Genomic DNA, 15,350 nt, shown 5'->3' with positions numbered 1-15,350 from the left:
CTACACCTCTCTATTCGTCGGCAGCGTCAGATGTGTATAAGAGACAGCCCATGGGCGGTCCCGAAAGGGACAGGGAGTACGACGATCGGCATGTGCACGCTGGGGAGGCTCCCCGTGGGCGGCCCGCGGCGGAGCCGTACCGCGGGCACCACGAGCCGGAACCCCCGTTCGAGGGCCCCTTGCACGCCCTGTCCCGGGCCGCCTGGCAGGTCGTGCTGCTGACCGGGATCGGTTCCCTGGTGCTCGGCGTCCTCGTGCTGGTCTGGCCGCACGCCTCCCTGCTCGCCGCCGGCGTGCTGTTCGGCCTGTACCTGGTCTACAGCGGGATCCTGCAGCTGGTGTCGGCGTTCGGCACGCACCGGGCGACCTCGCTGCGGGTGCTGGCCTTCATCAGCGGTGCGCTGTCGATCCTGCTGGGCCTGTTCTGCTTCCGCGGCCCCATGCAGTCGATCCTGCTGCTCGCCCTGTGGATCGGCATCGGCTGGCTGATCCGCGGGATCACCCAGACCCTGGCCGCCGCGCACGACTCCCGGATGCCGGCCCGGGGCTGGCAGATCCTGCTCGGGATCCTCACGTTCGTCGCCGGGATCGTGCTCATCGACTCGCCGTTCGAGTCGGTCGCCGTACTCACCCTCGTCAGCGGGATCTGGCTGGTCGCGGTCGGCATCGCGGAGATCGTCACCGCGATGCGCATCCGCCACCGGGCCGGCCGTGTGCCGCAGGCGCTGTGACGGCCGTCAACCACGCGGGTCCCGGGTACGCCGAGCGGGCGGATCTCGCACCCGGCGTGCAGCCCGCGCCGCCCGCCCCGGGCAGACAGCCGGTGTGAGCAGGAGCAGCAGCACCCCCCGGAGCCGTACCTGGCTGCGCGTGTGCGTGCTGCTCCTCGCCCTGTGGGTGCCCGGCGCCCACCTGTCGGCCCAGGCGGCCCCGTACCTGTCGGTGGCCGCCGAGACCGCCGAGCACGAGACCCTCTGCCCGGCGCTCCGGCCGCCCTGCCGCGCCGTCCACCGGGCCGACGTACCCGAGCGCCCCGCCCCCCTGCCCGCCCCGGCACCCGCGCTCCCGGCGGCCCGCCCGCGCCCCGCCGTGCCGCGGACGCCGGGCACCCCGTTCCTGCTGCGCACGGTGGTCCTGCGCTGCTGACGGACCCGCGTCCCCCCGCGAGGTCAGCCGGCTCGACGCAAGGAGCAGCACAGCCATGTCCCATGATCCCTACGCCGTCCTGCGCGCCCTGCTGCGCGCGGAGGCCCGGCGCGGTACGGCCGCAAGGCCCGACCAGCGCGCCCCGCAGCCGCAGCGGCCCCCGGAGGACCGGGCCCGCTGAACGGCCCCCGGCGGAGGCGGGGGGCGGCCCCCGCCTCCGCCGGGCCGGTGCGCTAGCGGCGCCGGCGGGCCGTGCCGAACAGGGAGCGGGTGATCTCGCGGCCGAGCTGGGTGCCGACCGAGCGGGCCAGCGACTTGAACATCCCGCTGGCGACGACCTGTTCGACCAGCGACGGCTCCTCCTTCTCCCGGGGTGCCGCCTCGGGCTCGGGTGCCGGCCGCGCGGCGCCCAGCCTCTCGTACGCCGACTCGCGGTCCACAGCCTGTGCATAACGTTCGTGCAGCGGGGAGGCGTGGACCGTCTCGTCCAGTCCGGCCGCATCGACCGGGCCCATCAGGGACTCCGGGGCGCGCAGCCGGGTGGCGGCGACGGGCGTCGGGGCGCCGGTCTCGCTCAGCACGGTCACCACGGCCTCGCCGGTGCCCAGGCCGGTGAGCAGCTCCTCCAGGTCGTACGCCGACTTCGGGAAGGTCTGCACGGTCGCCCGCAGGGCCTTGTGGTCGTCGGGCGTGAAGGCGCGCAGGGCGTGCTGGACGCGGTTGCCGAGCTGGGCGAGGACGTCGCCGGGCACGTCCTCGGGGGTCTGGGTGACGAAGAAGACGCCGACGCCCTTGGAGCGGATCAGCCGGACGGTCTGGGTGATCGAGTCCAGGAACGCCCGGGAGGCGTCGTGGAACAGCAGGTGCGCCTCGTCGAAGAAGAACACCAGCCGGGGCTTGTCGGCGTCGCCGATCTCGGGCAGGTCGTGGAAGAGGTCGGCGAGCAGCCACATCAGGAACGTCGAGAACAGCAGGGGCCTGTCCTGGACGGCGGGGAGTTCCAGGACCGAGACGATCCCCCGGCCGTCCGGCGCCGTGCGCAGCAGATCCGCCGTGTCGAACTCCGGCTCGCCGAAGAAGTCCGCCGCGCCCTGCGCCTCGAAGGCCGTCAGCGAGCGCAGGATCACCCCGGCCGTGGCGCCGGACAGGCCGCCGATGTCCCGCAGTTCGGCCCTGCCCGCGTCGGAGGTGAGGAAGGCGACGACCGCGCGCAGGTCCTTGAGGTCGATCAGCTCCAGGCCCTTGGTGTCGGCGTAGTGGAAGATCAGGCCGAGGGACTGTTCCTGGGTGTGGTTCAGCTGGAGCACCTTGGCCAGCAGCACCGGGCCGAAGCTGGTGACGGTGGCCCGCACCGGGACGCCGTGGCCGAGGCCGCCGAGCGCGAGGAACTCCGCCGGGAAACCGGCCGGGGCCCACTCCTGGCCGACCTCCCCGGACCGCTTGCGCACCCGGTCGTCCGGCCGTCCCGGCCGCGCGATGCCGGAGAGGTCGCCCTTGACGTCCGCGAGGAACACCGGCACGCCCTGCGCCGACAGCTGTTCGGCGATCAGCTGGAGGGTCTTGGTCTTGCCGGTGCCGGTGGCGCCCGCGACCAGGCCGTGCCGGTTGAGCACCGGCAGCGGGACCCGGACCGACACGCCGGGGTGGCACGCGCCGTCCCACAGCAGGGCGCCGAGGTCGAGCGCGGGACCGGTGAAGGCGTAACCCGAGGCGATCTCCCGCGCCCCGGCGGGCAGCGCACCGGCCCCCTCGGGCCCGGCCGGCGGCACGGTCTCCCTGTCGCTCATCTCCGGCCCCCGTTCCCGTAGTAGCCCATTTGCCGGAATTGCTCCATCTTTTCAAGCGTTGCACTCCGCCGCCATGGCTGCGCCCGGAACGTCTTGACCGGTAGGCTTTCCGTGTGATCTTCAAGCGCATCGGAAACGGCCGGCCGTACCCCGACCACGGCCGGGAAAGCACCCGGCAGTGGGCGGACGTCGCGCCGCGCCCGGTCCGCCTCGATCAGCTCGTGACCACCAAGCAGCAGCTCGATCTGGAGACCCTGCTGGCGGAGGACTCGACGTTCTACGGCGACCTCTTCGCGCACGTCGTGAAGTGGCAGGGCGACCTGTACCTGGAGGACGGCCTGCACCGCGCGGTCCGCGCCGCCCTGCAGCAGCGCCAGGTGCTGCACGCGCGCGTGCTCGAACTCGACTGACCCCACACGGCGCGGCCGTTGCCCCTTTCGGGTTCCGCCGGGTGGCATCGACTGATCATCTGATAGGCATCGCACGCTCAGGCGCACTACGCTGCGCTCATGAGCATGCTGACTCCTCCCGGCATGGGCGGCCAGTACCGGATCACGGGGGACAAATACCCTCGGATGCGTCCCCCCCGGCGGCGCGGCAGGCTCGCGGCCGCCGTCGTGGCGTCCACCGCCGTGCTCGGCCTGGTCGGCTGGGGCACCCTGCAGCTCATCGACGTCTTCACGGGCGGCGGCGACACGTCCACCGCGGCCGGCGCCGGGACCCACTGCCGGACCAAGGCCGCGGCGGCCCCGGTGGCCCGGGTGAAGCCCCTGCCCGAGCCCGGCCGGATCACCGTGAACGTCTACAACGCCACCAAGCACTCCGGGCTGGCCAAGAGCACCGCGGACGAGCTGAAGAAGCGCGGCTTCAAAATCGGCAACGTGGGCAACGCGTCGAAGCAGTACGACAAGAAGGTGAAGGGCACCGGGATACTCCTCGGCGCCCCCGCCGCCCAGGACACCTCCCTGCGGGTCCTCGGCGCCCAGCTCGCCGGCGCGGAAGCACGCGCCGACGGCCGCAAGGGCGCCGACCTGGACCTGATCATCGGGGACGCCTTCAAGGGCCTGGCCGGCCGCGCGGCCGCCGACCGGACCATGACGGCCCTGACCGAACCGCAGCCCACGGCCACGCCGAAGAAGTCCTGCTGAACGGCGCCCCCGGCAGGGGCGGGCGGACTACTCCGCGGCCCCGTAGAGCCGGTCCCCCGCGTCGCCGAGGCCCGGCACGATGTACCCGAGCTCGTTGAGGTGGTCGTCCACGGCCGCCGTGACCACGGTGACCGGCGTACCCGCCAGCTCCCGCTCCATGACCTCGACGCCCTCCGGCGCGGCCAGCAGCACCACGGCGGTGACGTCGTCGGCGCCGCGCTTGATCAGCTCCTGGATCGCCGCGACCAGCGTGCCGCCCGTGGCCAGCATCGGGTCGAGGACGTACACCTGACGGCCCGAGAGGTCCTCCGGCATGCGCGAGGCGTACGTGGAAGCCTGCAGCGTCTCCTCGTTGCGGATCATGCCCAGGAAGCCCACCTCGGCGGTCGGCAGCAGCCGCACCATGCCGTCCAGCATGCCGAGGCCGGCCCGCAGGATCGGCACCACCAGCGGGCGGGGCCGGGCGAGCTTGACGCCCGTGGTCTGCGCGACCGGGGTATGGATGTCGACGGCCTCGGTGCGCACGTCCCGTGTCGCCTCGTAGGCGAGCAGGGTGACCAGTTCGTCGGCGAGCCGCCGGAAGGTCGCGGAGTCGGTGCGCCGGTCGCGCAGCGTGGTGAGCTTATGAGCGACCAGGGGGTGGTCGACGACATGGAGACGCATGCCCCTAACGGTACCTGCGCCACCGGCCACCCTCACGCTGGCGTCAAACCCGCCGTCGGGGGAAGGCGGTAGACGACGTGAGTGGGGTGGTGAGACGTGTCCGACCAGCCTGACCTGCCCGCGGACGCCTCCGGGACCGGCTACCCGACCGGCCCCGCCGTGCGGTCCGCGAGGACCGATCCCGACAAGCCCGAGAGCGAGGCCGAGCGCCGGCGGCGCCGCGCCCGGTTCCTGCGCGAACTCGCCGAGGCCCGCGCCCTGCGCGCCCGGGTGCAGCCCCGGCGCGCCAAGGCCGCCCGGCTGCGCCACGCGATGCGGATGCGAACGTTCCGCTGGTAGCCGTGCGGGACACCGCCGCACAGCGGAAGATCCACGCACGCGCCGGTGTTGGGGAGGCGGGCGTGCGTGAGCCCGGGCAAAGCCGCGTACGATCCGCAGGTGGCGGCAATGAGCGCGCTGGTGAGCCGATCACGGATCCGCGATCGAAACAGCCAGACACAGGGAGCCGAAGACGTCCCCTTGAGGCCTTGTTTCTGCCACGATTCCGAGTGGGTGGGGCTCGGAGCCCAGGCTCTCCCCGCCCAGTACCTCCGCCGGGGGGACCCCCAAACCGGCACGCCTATGACCAGTGGGAGAGTCACGGTGTACTTCGCCGCACTGCTCGCGCGCACCGAAGACGGGTGGGAAGCGAGCGACACAGAGCTGGACGATGTGGAGACCCTGTCGGATCTGGCCGACCTGGCCCGGGAAGCCTCTCCCGACGAGGACACGGTGCTCGTCCTGATCGAGCAGGAGGACTCCTGGTTCGGTGTCGTCCGCGTGGACGGCGAGGACGACCCTCGCATCTACGTCTCGGACGCCGCCGCCGCCCAGCGCAGCGCGTACGGGGAGCTGCTGCTCACCGACGAACTGCTCGGCCGGGAGCCCGGGACGGACGACGGCCCGGACCTGGACGCCCTGGACCTCGACGGCACGGAGGACGGGGAGTCCGACGAAGCCGACGAGGAGGAGGAGGGCGGCGTCGCCGCCGACGCCGTGCCGCACAGCCCGGTGGGCGACAGCGAGATCCTCGACGACCTGGGCATCAGCGAGAAGGAGCTGCGCGCCCTGGACGCCGACGACGCGCTGAACACGATCGCCGAGGCCCTGGGCGCCTCGGAGGTGCTGGAGACCGTCCGCTGACCACGCCACAGGACCCGCTGCCCACGGGGCGGATCCCGCGGGGCGCGCCCGATCCGGTACGGGACCGCTGGCGCGCCGCGATGCGGCACGCCCTGGCCGAGGCCGAACTGGCCGTCCGGGGCGGGGACGTCCCCGTCGGCGCCGTCGTGCTGTCCCCGGACGGTACGACGGTGCTCGGAACCGGGCACAACGAGCGGGAGGCCACCGGTGATCCGACGGCCCACGCGGAGGTCCTCGCGATCCGGCGGGCCGCGGCCCGGCTCGGCCAGTGGCGGCTGACCGGGTGCACGCTCGTCGTCACGCTGGAGCCGTGCACGATGTGCGCGGGCGCGCTCGTGCAGTCCCGGGTGGACCGGGTGGTCTACGGCGCCCGGGACGAGAAGGCGGGCGCGGCCGGCTCCCTGTGGGACGTGGTGCGCGACCGGCGGCTCAACCACCGCCCGGAGGTCATCGAGGGCGTGCTCGCGGCGGAGTGCGCCCGGCCTCTCACCGATTTCTTCCGGGACCGCTGACGGCGTCACCGACGGGGCGCCCGCCATCGATTTCAAACCTCGCCCCACCTTGCTGTAGGGTCTCCCTCGGTAGCGTGTCCGAGCGGCCGAAGGAGCTCGCCTCGAAAGCGAGTGTGGCGCAAGTCACCGAGGGTTCAAATCCCTCCGCTACCGCTTGCAGGAAGGCCCCGCCGACGCGCGGGGCCTTTCGCGTGTTCCGGGCACAACGCCCGCGCCCGGGCGGGCGGTTGGCCGTACGAGAAGGTCCGAAGGTTACACTCGCCGCCGGCAGGCAGGGGCCTTCGGGCACTGGCACAGGGGAGGCCGCGGTGGCGGTGAACGCCAAGAAGATCGCCGTGTACGTGCTCGTGGTCTTCGCGCTGTACGTGATCATCACGGACCCGGCCAAGGCGGCCGACTACGTCCAGATAGGGTTCGAGGGCATCTCGGACGCGGCCAAGGCCGTCGGCGACTTCATGACCTGGGTCGCCCACGGAGGAAAGAGCTGAGGTACCCCCATGATCCGCCACCTGGTCCTGTTCAAGCTGAACGAGGGCGTCGAGCGTGACGACCCGCGGGTCGTGGCGGGCGTGGAGGCCTTCCGGGCGCTCGGCGGCCTGATCGAGGAGCTGCGCTTCTGGGAGTGCGCCTGGAACATCAGCGACCGGCCGATCGCCTACGACTTCGCGATCAACTCGGCCGTCGAGGACGCCGACGCCCTCAAGCGCTACCTGGAGCACCCGGCCCACCAGGCGGGCGTCGCGCTGTGGCGCGAGTTCGCCACCTGGGTGATCGCCGACTACGAGATCGCCGGACAGTAACCCGGCCCCCGCACCCGCACCCGCCGCGCGCGACAAGCCCCCCGCCCTTTCCGGCGGGGGGCTTTTTCGGGCACTGCTTACCCCGAGTTGACGGAGTTTGAAACACAACACGGGGTTATCGGGTGCTTGCACACAGTGCACATGTCTTGTGATGCTATGACCGCTTTTGACGGATGATTGACCGATGAAGAGGTGGCGTTGACCTTGTCGGCCAGTACTGCGCCGCCCCAGGAAGAGGCGCCCACTCCGACCCCATGTGCCCCATCGGACCCACCGGACCCACCGGCCCCCGAGAAGCGCCGGGGCGCCGACACCCGCGCCCTGACCCAGGTCCTGTTCGCCGAGCTGAAGGAGCTCACCCCGGGCACGCCGGAGCACAACCGCGTGCGGGGCGCGCTGATCGAGGCGAACCTCCCGCTCGTACGCTACGCCGCCGCCCGCTTCCGCTCCCGCAACGAACCCATGGAGGACGTCGTCCAGGTCGGCACCATCGGGCTGATCAACGCCATCGACCGCTTCGACCCCGACCGGGGCGTGCAGTTCCCGACCTTCGCGATGCCCACCGTGGTCGGCGAGATCAAGCGGTACTTCCGGGACAACGTCCGCACCGTCCACGTCCCGCGCCGGCTGCACGAGCTGTGGGTGCAGGTCAACAGCGCCACCGAGGACCTGACCACGCTCCACGGCCGCTCCCCCTCCACCGCCGAGATCGCCGAGCGGCTCCGGATCAGCGAGGAGGAGGTGCTCAGCTGCATCGAGGCGGGACGCTCGTACCACGCCACCTCGCTGGAGGCCGCCCAGGAGGGCGACGGACTGCCCGGCCTGCTGGACCGGATCGGCTACGAGGACCCGGCCCTGGACGGCGTGGAACACCGCGACCTGGTCCGCCACCTCCTCGTCCAGCTCCCGGAGAGAGAACAGCGCATCCTCCTTCTGCGCTACTACAGCAATCTCACCCAGTCACAGATCAGCGCGGAACTCGGCGTCTCCCAGATGCATGTCTCCCGACTGCTCGCCCGTAGCTTCCAGCGACTGCGTTCCGCAAATCGGATCGACGCGTAGCGGCAGCAGAGTCCGTGGCGGCTGGTGCATAGCAGGCGCACGGAAGCACGGTTCGAACGGCACTGCATCGCAAACCCGATCGGGCCGTAACCGGCGCGAGCGAATCGCTCACCAGGGCAGTTGTGGCAGTTGGGCCCCGAAATACCGTCAGCACCCCTTTTTGCAGGGCCGATTCGGATCTGATGTGTCGACATGTCGGTACAGCGCGTTGCCGACATGTGACATTCTGCGGGAAGCGCGTTTGCCGTGGCTCCGGCTCCGGTATTCAGGTGAGGGCTGCGTTGCTCGTGAAGACAGCGCCGCCGCGACCGTCCCGCGACCCAAAGGGGGTGGCATGTCCGCAGACCAGGGCAGCTCGAAGGTGCTGACGCCCACGCTGAGCGAGGCAGCGCCCAAGGAGCTCGACGCTCTCGACGTCCTCGACGGCTTCGAGGGTGTCACGGCCCTCGAAGCCGTGCCGTCCCCGGCTGCCGACCCGGCCGCCGAAGCTGTCCCGGCCGCGCAGGCCACGGCGAACCTCGACACCCGCACCCTGTCCCGCTCGCTGTTCCTGCGCCTGGCCGCGCTGGACGAGAACAGCCCCGAGCGGGCCTACGTCCGGGACACCCTGATCGAGCTGAACCTGCCGCTGGTGCGCTACGCGGCGGCCCGGTTCCGCTCGCGCAACGAGCCGATGGAGGACATCGTCCAGGTCGGCACCATCGGCCTGATCAAGGCGATCGACCGGTTCGACTGCGAACGGGGCGTGGAGTTCCCGACGTTCGCGATGCCGACGGTCGTGGGCGAGATCAAGCGGTTCTTCCGCGACACCTCGTGGTCGGTGCGGGTCCCGCGCCGGCTGCAGGAGCTGCGCCTGGCGCTCACCAAGGCCAGCGACGAGCTGTCGCAGAAGCTGGACCGCTCGCCGACGGTGCCCGAGCTGGCCGCCGTGCTCGGTGTCTCCGAGGAGGACGTGGTCGACGGCCTCGCGGTCGGCAACGCCTACACCGCCTCCTCGCTCGACTCCCCGGCCCCCGAGGACGACGGCGGCGAGGGCTCCCTGGCCGACCGGCTCGGCTACGAGGACACGGCCCTGGAGGGCGTGGAGTACCGCGAGTCCCTCAAGCCGCTGCTGGCCAAGCTCCCGCCCCGGGAGCGGCGGATCATCATGCTGCGGTTCTTCGCCAACATGACCCAGTCGCAGATCGGCGAGGAGGTCGGCATCTCCCAGATGCACGTCTCCCGCCTGCTGACCCGGACGCTGGCCCAGCTCAGGGACGGCCTGATCTCGGACTGAGCCACGACAGCGGCTTCCGGTCTGACGATACGTCAGTCACCATGACCGGATGCTGCGTACCGGGATCCTTCGTACGACGACATGGACGCATGGCCGCCGAGGCGCCGTTACGGCAGCGTCGGCGGCCGTCGTCTGTCTGGGCGGGGCACTGGCCGCGTGCGGCGGCGGTCCGGGCGGCGGTTACACCGCGGTCGGCGCCGGCGGGGGCGGCCCGACCGCCGTACGGCCGTCGGGTTCGGTGACGCTGGTGCCGCTCGACGGGGGGACACCGCGCGCGGCGCGCTCCTCGCCGGCGGCGAGCGGTCCGGCCCGGCCCGGTGACACGGGCTCCGCCGCACCCGCGCGGCCCGGCCCGGCCGCGCCTGCCGGCCCGGTGGAGACGGCCACCCCCGGCACCCCGGCCCCCGCCGGTACCCGGAGCGGTCGTACGACACCGCCGGCGGCCTCGCCCGGCCCGGCCGGGAGCCGTACGCCGCCTCCCGCGACTCCCGCCGCCCTCTCCTGGGGCAGCCCGGAAACCGAGGACACCGGCCGGCGCTGGTGCCAGCGGGTGACCGTGGTCTTCCGGAACTCCGGCGGTACGGCGGTGCGTTCCGGCTCGGTGACGCTGGGGACGCACATCATCGGCGCGCTCGGCGTCGACTGGGGCACGGTCGGGTCGACCGTGGAGCTGCCCGTGCCGCTCGCGCCGGGGGCGCGCCGGGACCCCGCGTGGACGGTGTGCGTGGATGCCTGGCGGGTGCCGCTCGGCATGCACATCGAGACGCGGGACGTGTCCGTCGAGTGGAAGTGACCCCTGCGGGCCCTCGTTACATCGCCAGCCAGGCGACGCCGGCCACCACGGCGAGCGCCACGACGATGCCGATGATCAGCCCGATGCGGGGGCCGGAGGGAGCTGCCTGCTGCTGGCACCCCTGGGGGGCCTCGTCGACGAACGCGCGGAACATCTGGGTGCTGCCTGCGGGGTCGTAATTGCCCTGGGGGCCCTGGGTGTTAACCATGCCCCGAGACCCTAGCGAATCCGGGGGACCGACCCAAGTGCGGGGCCACCGGGACAGACGGGGGCACGCCACCCGCAGCCGCCTGCGTATTTACGTTCGCAATACTTGCCTTTGCCAAGTTTTTGCGCCGCCCCTCCCGGATTTGTTTGCCTGCAGCAACCAAGCACGTTTATGGTTGCCCTAAGCAACGATACGGGAGGTGTGATGGCCGGGCAGACGCAGTTCGAAGAGCTGGCGCGTCAGCTCAGCGCCGTCGGAGCCGTGAAACGGGACATGGGGCGGATCCTGCCCCACGACTGCCCGGCCGGCTCGGCCGCCGTGCTGACGCTGCTCGGCCGCCACGGCGGCATGCGCATGAGCAAGCTCGCGGAGCTGCTCGCCGTGGACATGTCGGTCACCAGCCGGCATGTCGCGCACGTCGCCGCACGCGGCTGGATCGAACGGCACCCGGACCCCGCGGACAAGCGCTCGCGCATCCTGCGCCTGACGCCCACGGGCCTGGAGCAGCTCGACGAGCTGTCCCGGCGGACCACGCATCTGCTCGCCGAGCGGCTGGCGGACTGGACCGACGAGGACGTCACCGAGCTGATCCGGCTGATGACGCGCCTGCGCGCGTCCTTCGGCGACTGCCGGTCCGCCCCGCTCCGGCTCCCCGAACCCGTATCGCACGAGACCACCCGTACACCCGCAAGCACATAAGAGAAGGAAGCCCATGGCAACGACCACACCAGCCGGTGTGCGGGCTCACGCCAAGCACGGGGGAGGCTCCCACGGCGATGCCCCGATGACGCACCGGCAGATCATGGAGGCCCTGTCCGGGCTGCTGCTCGGCATGTTCGTGGCGATCCTGTCGTCCACGATCGTCTCCAACGCCCTGCCGCACATCATCGGGGACCTCGGCGGCGGCCAGTCCGCCTACACCTGGGTGGTCACCGCCGCCCTGCTGTCCATGACCGCGGCCACTCCCCTGTGGGGCAAGCTCGCCGACCTGTACAGCAAGAAGGCTCTCGTCCAGATAGCCCTGATCATCTACGTGGTCGCCTCGATGGCGGCCGGCCTGTCGCAGAACCCCGGCATGCTCATCACCTTCCGGGTGTTCCAGGGCATCGGCGTCGGCGGTCTGTCCGCCCTGGCGCAGATCGTCATGGCCGCGATGATCTCCCCGCGCGAGCGCGGCCGGTACTCCGGCTACCTGGGTGCCACCTTCGCCGTCGCCACCGTCGGCGGCCCGCTGCTCGGCGGTGTCATCACCGACACCTCCTGGCTGGGCTGGCGCTGGTGCTTCTACGTCGGTGTGCCCTTCGCGATCATCGCGCTGATCGTGCTGCAGAAGACCCTGCACCTGCCCGTGGTCAAGCGGGAGGTCAAGGTCGACTGGGGCGGCGCGACCCTCATCTCCGCCGCCGTCTCCCTGCTGCTGGTCTGGGTCACCTTCGCCGGTGACAAGTACGACTGGCTGTCCTGGCAGACCTACGCGATGGTCGGCGGTTCGATCGTCCTCGGCGCGCTGTTCGTGCTCGTCGAGTCCAGGGCGAGCGAGCCGATCATCCCGCTGCGCCTGTTCCGGAACCGCACGATCACCCTGGCGTCGCTCGCCTCGCTGTTCGTCGGTGTCGCGATGTTCTCCGGCACCGTCTTCTTCAGCCAGTACTTCCAGCTGGCCCGCGACAAGTCCCCGACCATGTCGGGCGTCCTGACCATCCCGATGATCGGCGGTCTGTTCGTCTCCTCGACCGTCTCGGGCCAGTTCATCACCCGCACCGGCCGCTGGAAGGCGTGGCTGGTCAGCGGTGGCGTCCTGGTCACGGCCGGCCTGCTGCTGCTCGGCGGCATCCGGTACGACACCGACTACTGGAAGATGGCCATCTTCATGGCCCTGCTGGGTCTCGGCATCGGCATGATGATGCAGAACCTGGTGCTCGCCACGCAGAACCAGGTGGCGCCCTCCGACCTCGGCTCGGCCAGCTCCACGGTCACCTTCTTCCGCTCCCTCGGCGGTGCGGTCGGCGTCTCCGCGCTGGGTGCCGTGATGTCCCGCCGGATCACCCACTACGTCCAGGACGGCGTCGCCGACCTGAGCCCGAAGTACCAGAAGGCCCTGGCCGGCGGCTCCGGTTCGACCGACAGCATCCCGGACATGAACGCGCTCCCGAAGCCGATCCGGACGCTGCTGGAGAGCGCCTACGGCCACGGCATCGCCGACGTCTTCCTCATCGCCGGCTGCCTCGCCGCCGTCGCCTTCCTGATCACGCTGTTCATCAAGGAGGTCCCGCTGAAGACCCTGGGCGGGCTCGCCCAGGCCGCCGAGACCGACGCCCCCGTGACCGACCCGGCCGCCGCGCCGGCCGTCGCCGAGGCACAGGCTCCGGCCGCGGCTCCGGCCCCCGAGCGGGTGCCCGCCTGGGCCACCCCGGTCGTCGGCGAGAACGGCACCACGGCCACCACGGCCACCGTGCCGAGCGCCGTCGCCACGGTCGCCGAGCCCGGCACCGGTGGCGGCACCCCGGTGCACGGCTTCGTCCGCGGCGCCGAGAGCGCCCCGGTCCCGCAGGCCGCGGTCACCCTGATCTCGCTGTCCGGCCGCCAGCTGGGCCGCTCGGTCGCCCAGGCCGACGGCTCCTACGCGCTCGACGCCCCCGGCACCGGGTCGTACGTCCTGATCGCCTCCGCCGACGGCTACCAGCCGCAGGCCTCCACCGTCGTGGTGGGCGAGGAACCGCTGTCGTACGACATCCTGCTGAGCGGCACCAGCGGGCTGACCGGTGTGGTCCGGGCCGCCGGGAGCGCGCTGCCGGTCAAGGACGCCATGGTCATCGTCACCGATGTGCGCGGCGACCTGCTGGCCACCGCCGCCACCGGCGAGCAGGGCGACTTCGCCCTCACCGACCTGGTGCCCGGCACGGTCACCGTCGCGGTCAACGCGAGCGGCTTCCGGCCGCGCGCCCTGCCGGTCGAGGTCGGCGCCACCGGCGTCACCCGCGTCGAGGTCGACCTGGACGCCGGTGCCCGGCTCCAGGGTGTCGTCCGGGCCCCGCACGGTCCGCTGGCCGATGCCCGGGTGACCCTCGTCGACCAGGCGGGCAACGTGGTCGGCACCGCCACCACGGGCGCGGACGGCGCGTACGCCTTCACCGACCTGGACGGCGGCGACTACACCGTCATCGCGACCGGCTACCCGCCGGTGGCCACCGCGCTGACCGTGTCCGGCCCCGGCGTCGACGGTCACGAGATCGAACTCGCCCACCCCGGCGAGTAGTCCACACCCCGGCCCGTGGCGGTGCGCGCCCTGAGCGAAGGGCGCGCCCGCCGCGGGCCGGTCTCATACGACCATTTTTTGAGCTTTTTTCAGGGAGAAACGGGATGGGACTGACCGCGAAGATCCGTACGCGGGACGGGTGGGCCGTGTCGCACGCGGTCGTCACGGTGACCGACACGACCGGCACGCAGGTGCTGCGGGCCGAGGCGGACGCCGAGGGGGCCGTACGGGACACCACCGAGCTGGCGCCGGGCGCGTACACCGTGATCGTGACCGCCGTCGGCTACGCGCCCGCCGCGTGCAGCGCGATCGTCACCGCGAGCGGCCGGGCCGAGGTCGGCACGGTGACGCTGGCCCGGCAGGGCGGCACCGAGCTGCCGCCGCCCGGGCCCTGGACCATCGACCCGGTGCACTCCTCCGTCGCCGCGGTCGCCCAGCACCTCGGGATCTCCAGCGTGCACGGCCGGTTCACGGAGTTCGGCGGCACCATCGAGATCGCGCCCGACGACGTCGCCAAGTCCCGCGTGGAGGCGGTGATCCGGGCGGCCTCCGTCGACACCGGCAACGGCATGCGCGACACGCACCTGCGCTCCGCGGACTTCCTCGACGTCGAACGGCACCCGGAGATCACCTACCGCTCCACGGGAGTGACCCAGGCCGGCTCCGACCGCTGGACGGTCCACGGCGAACTGTTCCTGCACGGGGTCGTACGGCCGGTGGACCTGGACCTCGCCTACCTCGGCACCGGCGCCGACCCCTGGGGCGGCACCCGCGCCGCGTTCCGGGCCACCGCCGAACTGCACCGCGAGGACTTCGCCATGAACTACAACCAGGTCCTCCAGGCGGGCATCGCCGCGATCGGCACCACGCTGAAGGTGGAGCTGGACATCCAGGCCGTCCAGGGCGACTCGCTGCCCCAGGCGTAGACGTAGGCACAGCGGGGTCAGCCACCGGGGCACCCACTGCCCCTAGGCTGCCCCCATGGCACCGAACATCGCTACCAACACCCGTGTATCGCTGGACGAGCTGCTGGACTTCGTACGACCCCGCCACCGCGCCCTGCTGATCACCCGCCGGGCCGACGGCTCCCCGCAGGCGTCCCCGCTCACCTGCGGAGTGGACGACTCCGGCCGGATCGTCGTCTCCACCTACCCGGAGCGGGCCAAGACCCGCAACGCCCAGCGCGACCCCCGGGTCAGCCTGGTCGTGCTGAGCGACGAGTGGAACGGCCCCTGGGTCCAGATCGACGGCACGGCCGAGGTCGTCGACGCCCCCGACTCCGTGGAACCGCTGGTCGAGTACTACCGCAACATCGCCGGCGAACACCCCGACTGGGACGAGTACCGGCAGGCCATGCTGAGGCAGGGCAAGTCCGTCATCCGCGTCACCCCCCACCGCTGGGGCCCCGTGGCCACGGGCGGCTTCCCGGCCCGCCTGACCACCGACACCTGACCACCCCCGCTGGGGACCCGTGGCGACGGCCGGCTTCCGGGCGCGGCTGACCACCGACACCTGAC

At 72.0% G+C, this 15,350-nt stretch carries 20 protein-coding genes and 1 tRNA gene; 18 read left to right on the top strand and 3 right to left on the bottom strand.

Going from position 1 to position 15,350, the window contains the following annotated elements:
* Window positions 1-50: 50 nt before the first annotated feature.
* The 3 genes from IG05_RS0137805 (at window position 51) to IG05_RS50115 (ending at window position 1,327) form a co-directional block, all read left to right on the top strand.
* Window positions 51-731 (top strand): HdeD family acid-resistance protein, encoded by a 681-nt coding sequence (locus IG05_RS0137805; protein WP_030348645.1) that lies wholly within the window; start codon window positions 51-53, stop codon window positions 729-731.
* A 94-nt stretch (window positions 732-825) separates the two neighbouring features.
* The gene (locus IG05_RS0137800; RefSeq protein WP_030348644.1) at window positions 826-1,146 is read left to right on the top strand and encodes a hypothetical protein; all 321 of its coding nucleotides are present in this window, start codon (window positions 826-828) and stop codon (window positions 1,144-1,146) included.
* A 55-nt stretch (window positions 1,147-1,201) separates the two neighbouring features.
* A complete protein-coding gene (locus tag IG05_RS50115; protein ID WP_267883338.1) occupies window positions 1,202-1,327 on the top strand; it encodes a hypothetical protein in 126 nt (41 codons plus the stop codon).
* A 52-nt stretch (window positions 1,328-1,379) separates the two neighbouring features.
* Here IG05_RS50115 and IG05_RS0137790 read toward each other — a convergent pair whose 3' ends face one another.
* Window positions 1,380-2,933, bottom strand: a complete 1,554-nt coding sequence (locus IG05_RS0137790) for a helicase HerA-like domain-containing protein (RefSeq protein WP_030348643.1) — start codon at window positions 2,931-2,933, stop codon at window positions 1,380-1,382.
* Between the two features lie 113 nt (window positions 2,934-3,046).
* Here IG05_RS0137790 and IG05_RS0137785 point away from each other — a divergent pair, with 113 nt between their 5' ends.
* Together IG05_RS0137785 and IG05_RS0137780 are read left to right on the top strand one after the other, a co-directional pair.
* Window positions 3,047-3,343, top strand: a complete 297-nt coding sequence (locus IG05_RS0137785) for a type II toxin-antitoxin system VapB family antitoxin (RefSeq protein ID WP_004943146.1) — start codon at window positions 3,047-3,049, stop codon at window positions 3,341-3,343.
* 99 nt (window positions 3,344-3,442) lie between these two features.
* Window positions 3,443-4,081, top strand: coding sequence for a LytR C-terminal domain-containing protein (locus IG05_RS0137780; protein WP_234336191.1), 639 nt, complete (start codon window positions 3,443-3,445; stop codon window positions 4,079-4,081).
* Window positions 4,082-4,108: 27 nt separating this feature from the next.
* On the opposite strand, the gene upp is transcribed toward IG05_RS0137780, so the two are convergent.
* Entirely contained in the window at window positions 4,109-4,744 is a 636-nt protein-coding gene (upp, locus tag IG05_RS0137775; protein ID WP_030348641.1) for a uracil phosphoribosyltransferase, read from the bottom strand.
* Window positions 4,745-4,840: 96 nt separating this feature from the next.
* On the opposite strand from upp, the gene IG05_RS42825 reads away from it, so the two are divergent.
* The 9 genes from IG05_RS42825 to IG05_RS46095 all read left to right on the top strand — a co-directional run bounded on the left by IG05_RS42825 (window position 4,841) and on the right by IG05_RS46095 (window position 10,369).
* Window positions 4,841-5,083, top strand: a complete 243-nt coding sequence (locus IG05_RS42825; protein ID WP_037815500.1) for a hypothetical protein — start codon at window positions 4,841-4,843, stop codon at window positions 5,081-5,083.
* Window positions 5,084-5,386: 303 nt separating this feature from the next.
* The gene (locus IG05_RS0137765) at window positions 5,387-5,926 is read left to right on the top strand and encodes a hypothetical protein (RefSeq protein WP_030348639.1); all 540 of its coding nucleotides are present in this window, start codon (window positions 5,387-5,389) and stop codon (window positions 5,924-5,926) included.
* 80 nt (window positions 5,927-6,006) lie between these two features.
* Window positions 6,007-6,438, top strand: coding sequence for a tRNA adenosine(34) deaminase TadA (tadA, locus tag IG05_RS0137760; protein ID WP_030348638.1), 432 nt, complete (start codon window positions 6,007-6,009; stop codon window positions 6,436-6,438).
* 68 nt (window positions 6,439-6,506) lie between these two features.
* Window positions 6,507-6,591, top strand: a tRNA-Ser gene (locus tag IG05_RS0137755).
* Between the two features lie 155 nt (window positions 6,592-6,746).
* A complete protein-coding gene (locus IG05_RS0137750) occupies window positions 6,747-6,926 on the top strand; it encodes a hypothetical protein (RefSeq protein WP_014673639.1) in 180 nt (59 codons plus the stop codon).
* Between the two features lie 9 nt (window positions 6,927-6,935).
* Window positions 6,936-7,238, top strand: coding sequence for a Dabb family protein (locus tag IG05_RS0137745; protein ID WP_030348637.1), 303 nt, complete (start codon window positions 6,936-6,938; stop codon window positions 7,236-7,238).
* Window positions 7,239-7,436: 198 nt separating this feature from the next.
* Window positions 7,437-8,300 carry an RNA polymerase sigma factor SigF gene (locus IG05_RS0137740; protein WP_030348636.1) on the top strand — a complete coding sequence of 288 codons (864 nt, stop codon included), beginning with the start codon at window positions 7,437-7,439 and terminating at the stop codon, window positions 8,298-8,300.
* A 334-nt stretch (window positions 8,301-8,634) separates the two neighbouring features.
* Window positions 8,635-9,576, top strand: coding sequence for an RNA polymerase sigma factor SigF (locus IG05_RS0137735; protein WP_030348635.1), 942 nt, complete (start codon window positions 8,635-8,637; stop codon window positions 9,574-9,576).
* Between the two features lie 49 nt (window positions 9,577-9,625).
* Window positions 9,626-10,369: a hypothetical protein gene (locus IG05_RS46095; RefSeq protein ID WP_199808455.1), complete on the top strand. Its 744-nt coding sequence runs from the start codon at window positions 9,626-9,628 to the stop codon at window positions 10,367-10,369.
* A gap of 16 nt (window positions 10,370-10,385) precedes the next feature.
* Here the strand turns inward: IG05_RS46095 and IG05_RS0137725 are convergent, their stop codons facing one another.
* Window positions 10,386-10,577: a hypothetical protein gene (locus tag IG05_RS0137725; RefSeq protein ID WP_030348633.1), complete on the bottom strand. Its 192-nt coding sequence runs from the start codon at window positions 10,575-10,577 to the stop codon at window positions 10,386-10,388.
* A 204-nt stretch (window positions 10,578-10,781) separates the two neighbouring features.
* Here IG05_RS0137725 and IG05_RS0137720 point away from each other — a divergent pair, with 204 nt between their 5' ends.
* From IG05_RS0137720 to IG05_RS0137705, 4 genes are all read left to right on the top strand, one after another.
* Window positions 10,782-11,276, top strand: coding sequence for a MarR family winged helix-turn-helix transcriptional regulator (locus IG05_RS0137720; protein WP_030348632.1), 495 nt, complete (start codon window positions 10,782-10,784; stop codon window positions 11,274-11,276).
* Between the two features lie 13 nt (window positions 11,277-11,289).
* Window positions 11,290-13,833, top strand: coding sequence for an MFS transporter (locus IG05_RS0137715; protein ID WP_030348631.1), 2,544 nt, complete (start codon window positions 11,290-11,292; stop codon window positions 13,831-13,833).
* A gap of 104 nt (window positions 13,834-13,937) precedes the next feature.
* Window positions 13,938-14,759 carry a YceI family protein gene (locus IG05_RS0137710; protein ID WP_030348630.1) on the top strand — a complete coding sequence of 274 codons (822 nt, stop codon included), beginning with the start codon at window positions 13,938-13,940 and terminating at the stop codon, window positions 14,757-14,759.
* 55 nt (window positions 14,760-14,814) lie between these two features.
* The gene (locus IG05_RS0137705; RefSeq protein WP_030348629.1) at window positions 14,815-15,285 is read left to right on the top strand and encodes a PPOX class F420-dependent oxidoreductase; all 471 of its coding nucleotides are present in this window, start codon (window positions 14,815-14,817) and stop codon (window positions 15,283-15,285) included.
* The last annotated feature ends 65 nt before the right edge of the window (window positions 15,286-15,350 follow it).

Origin of the sequence: Streptomyces sp. NRRL S-1022 (assembly GCF_000720135.1) — a bacterium.
Taxonomy (GTDB): Bacteria; Actinomycetota; Actinomycetes; order Streptomycetales; family Streptomycetaceae; genus Streptomyces.
The sequence above is the reverse complement of the archived record's forward strand: the minus strand, read 5'-3'. Positions and strand labels throughout refer to the sequence as shown.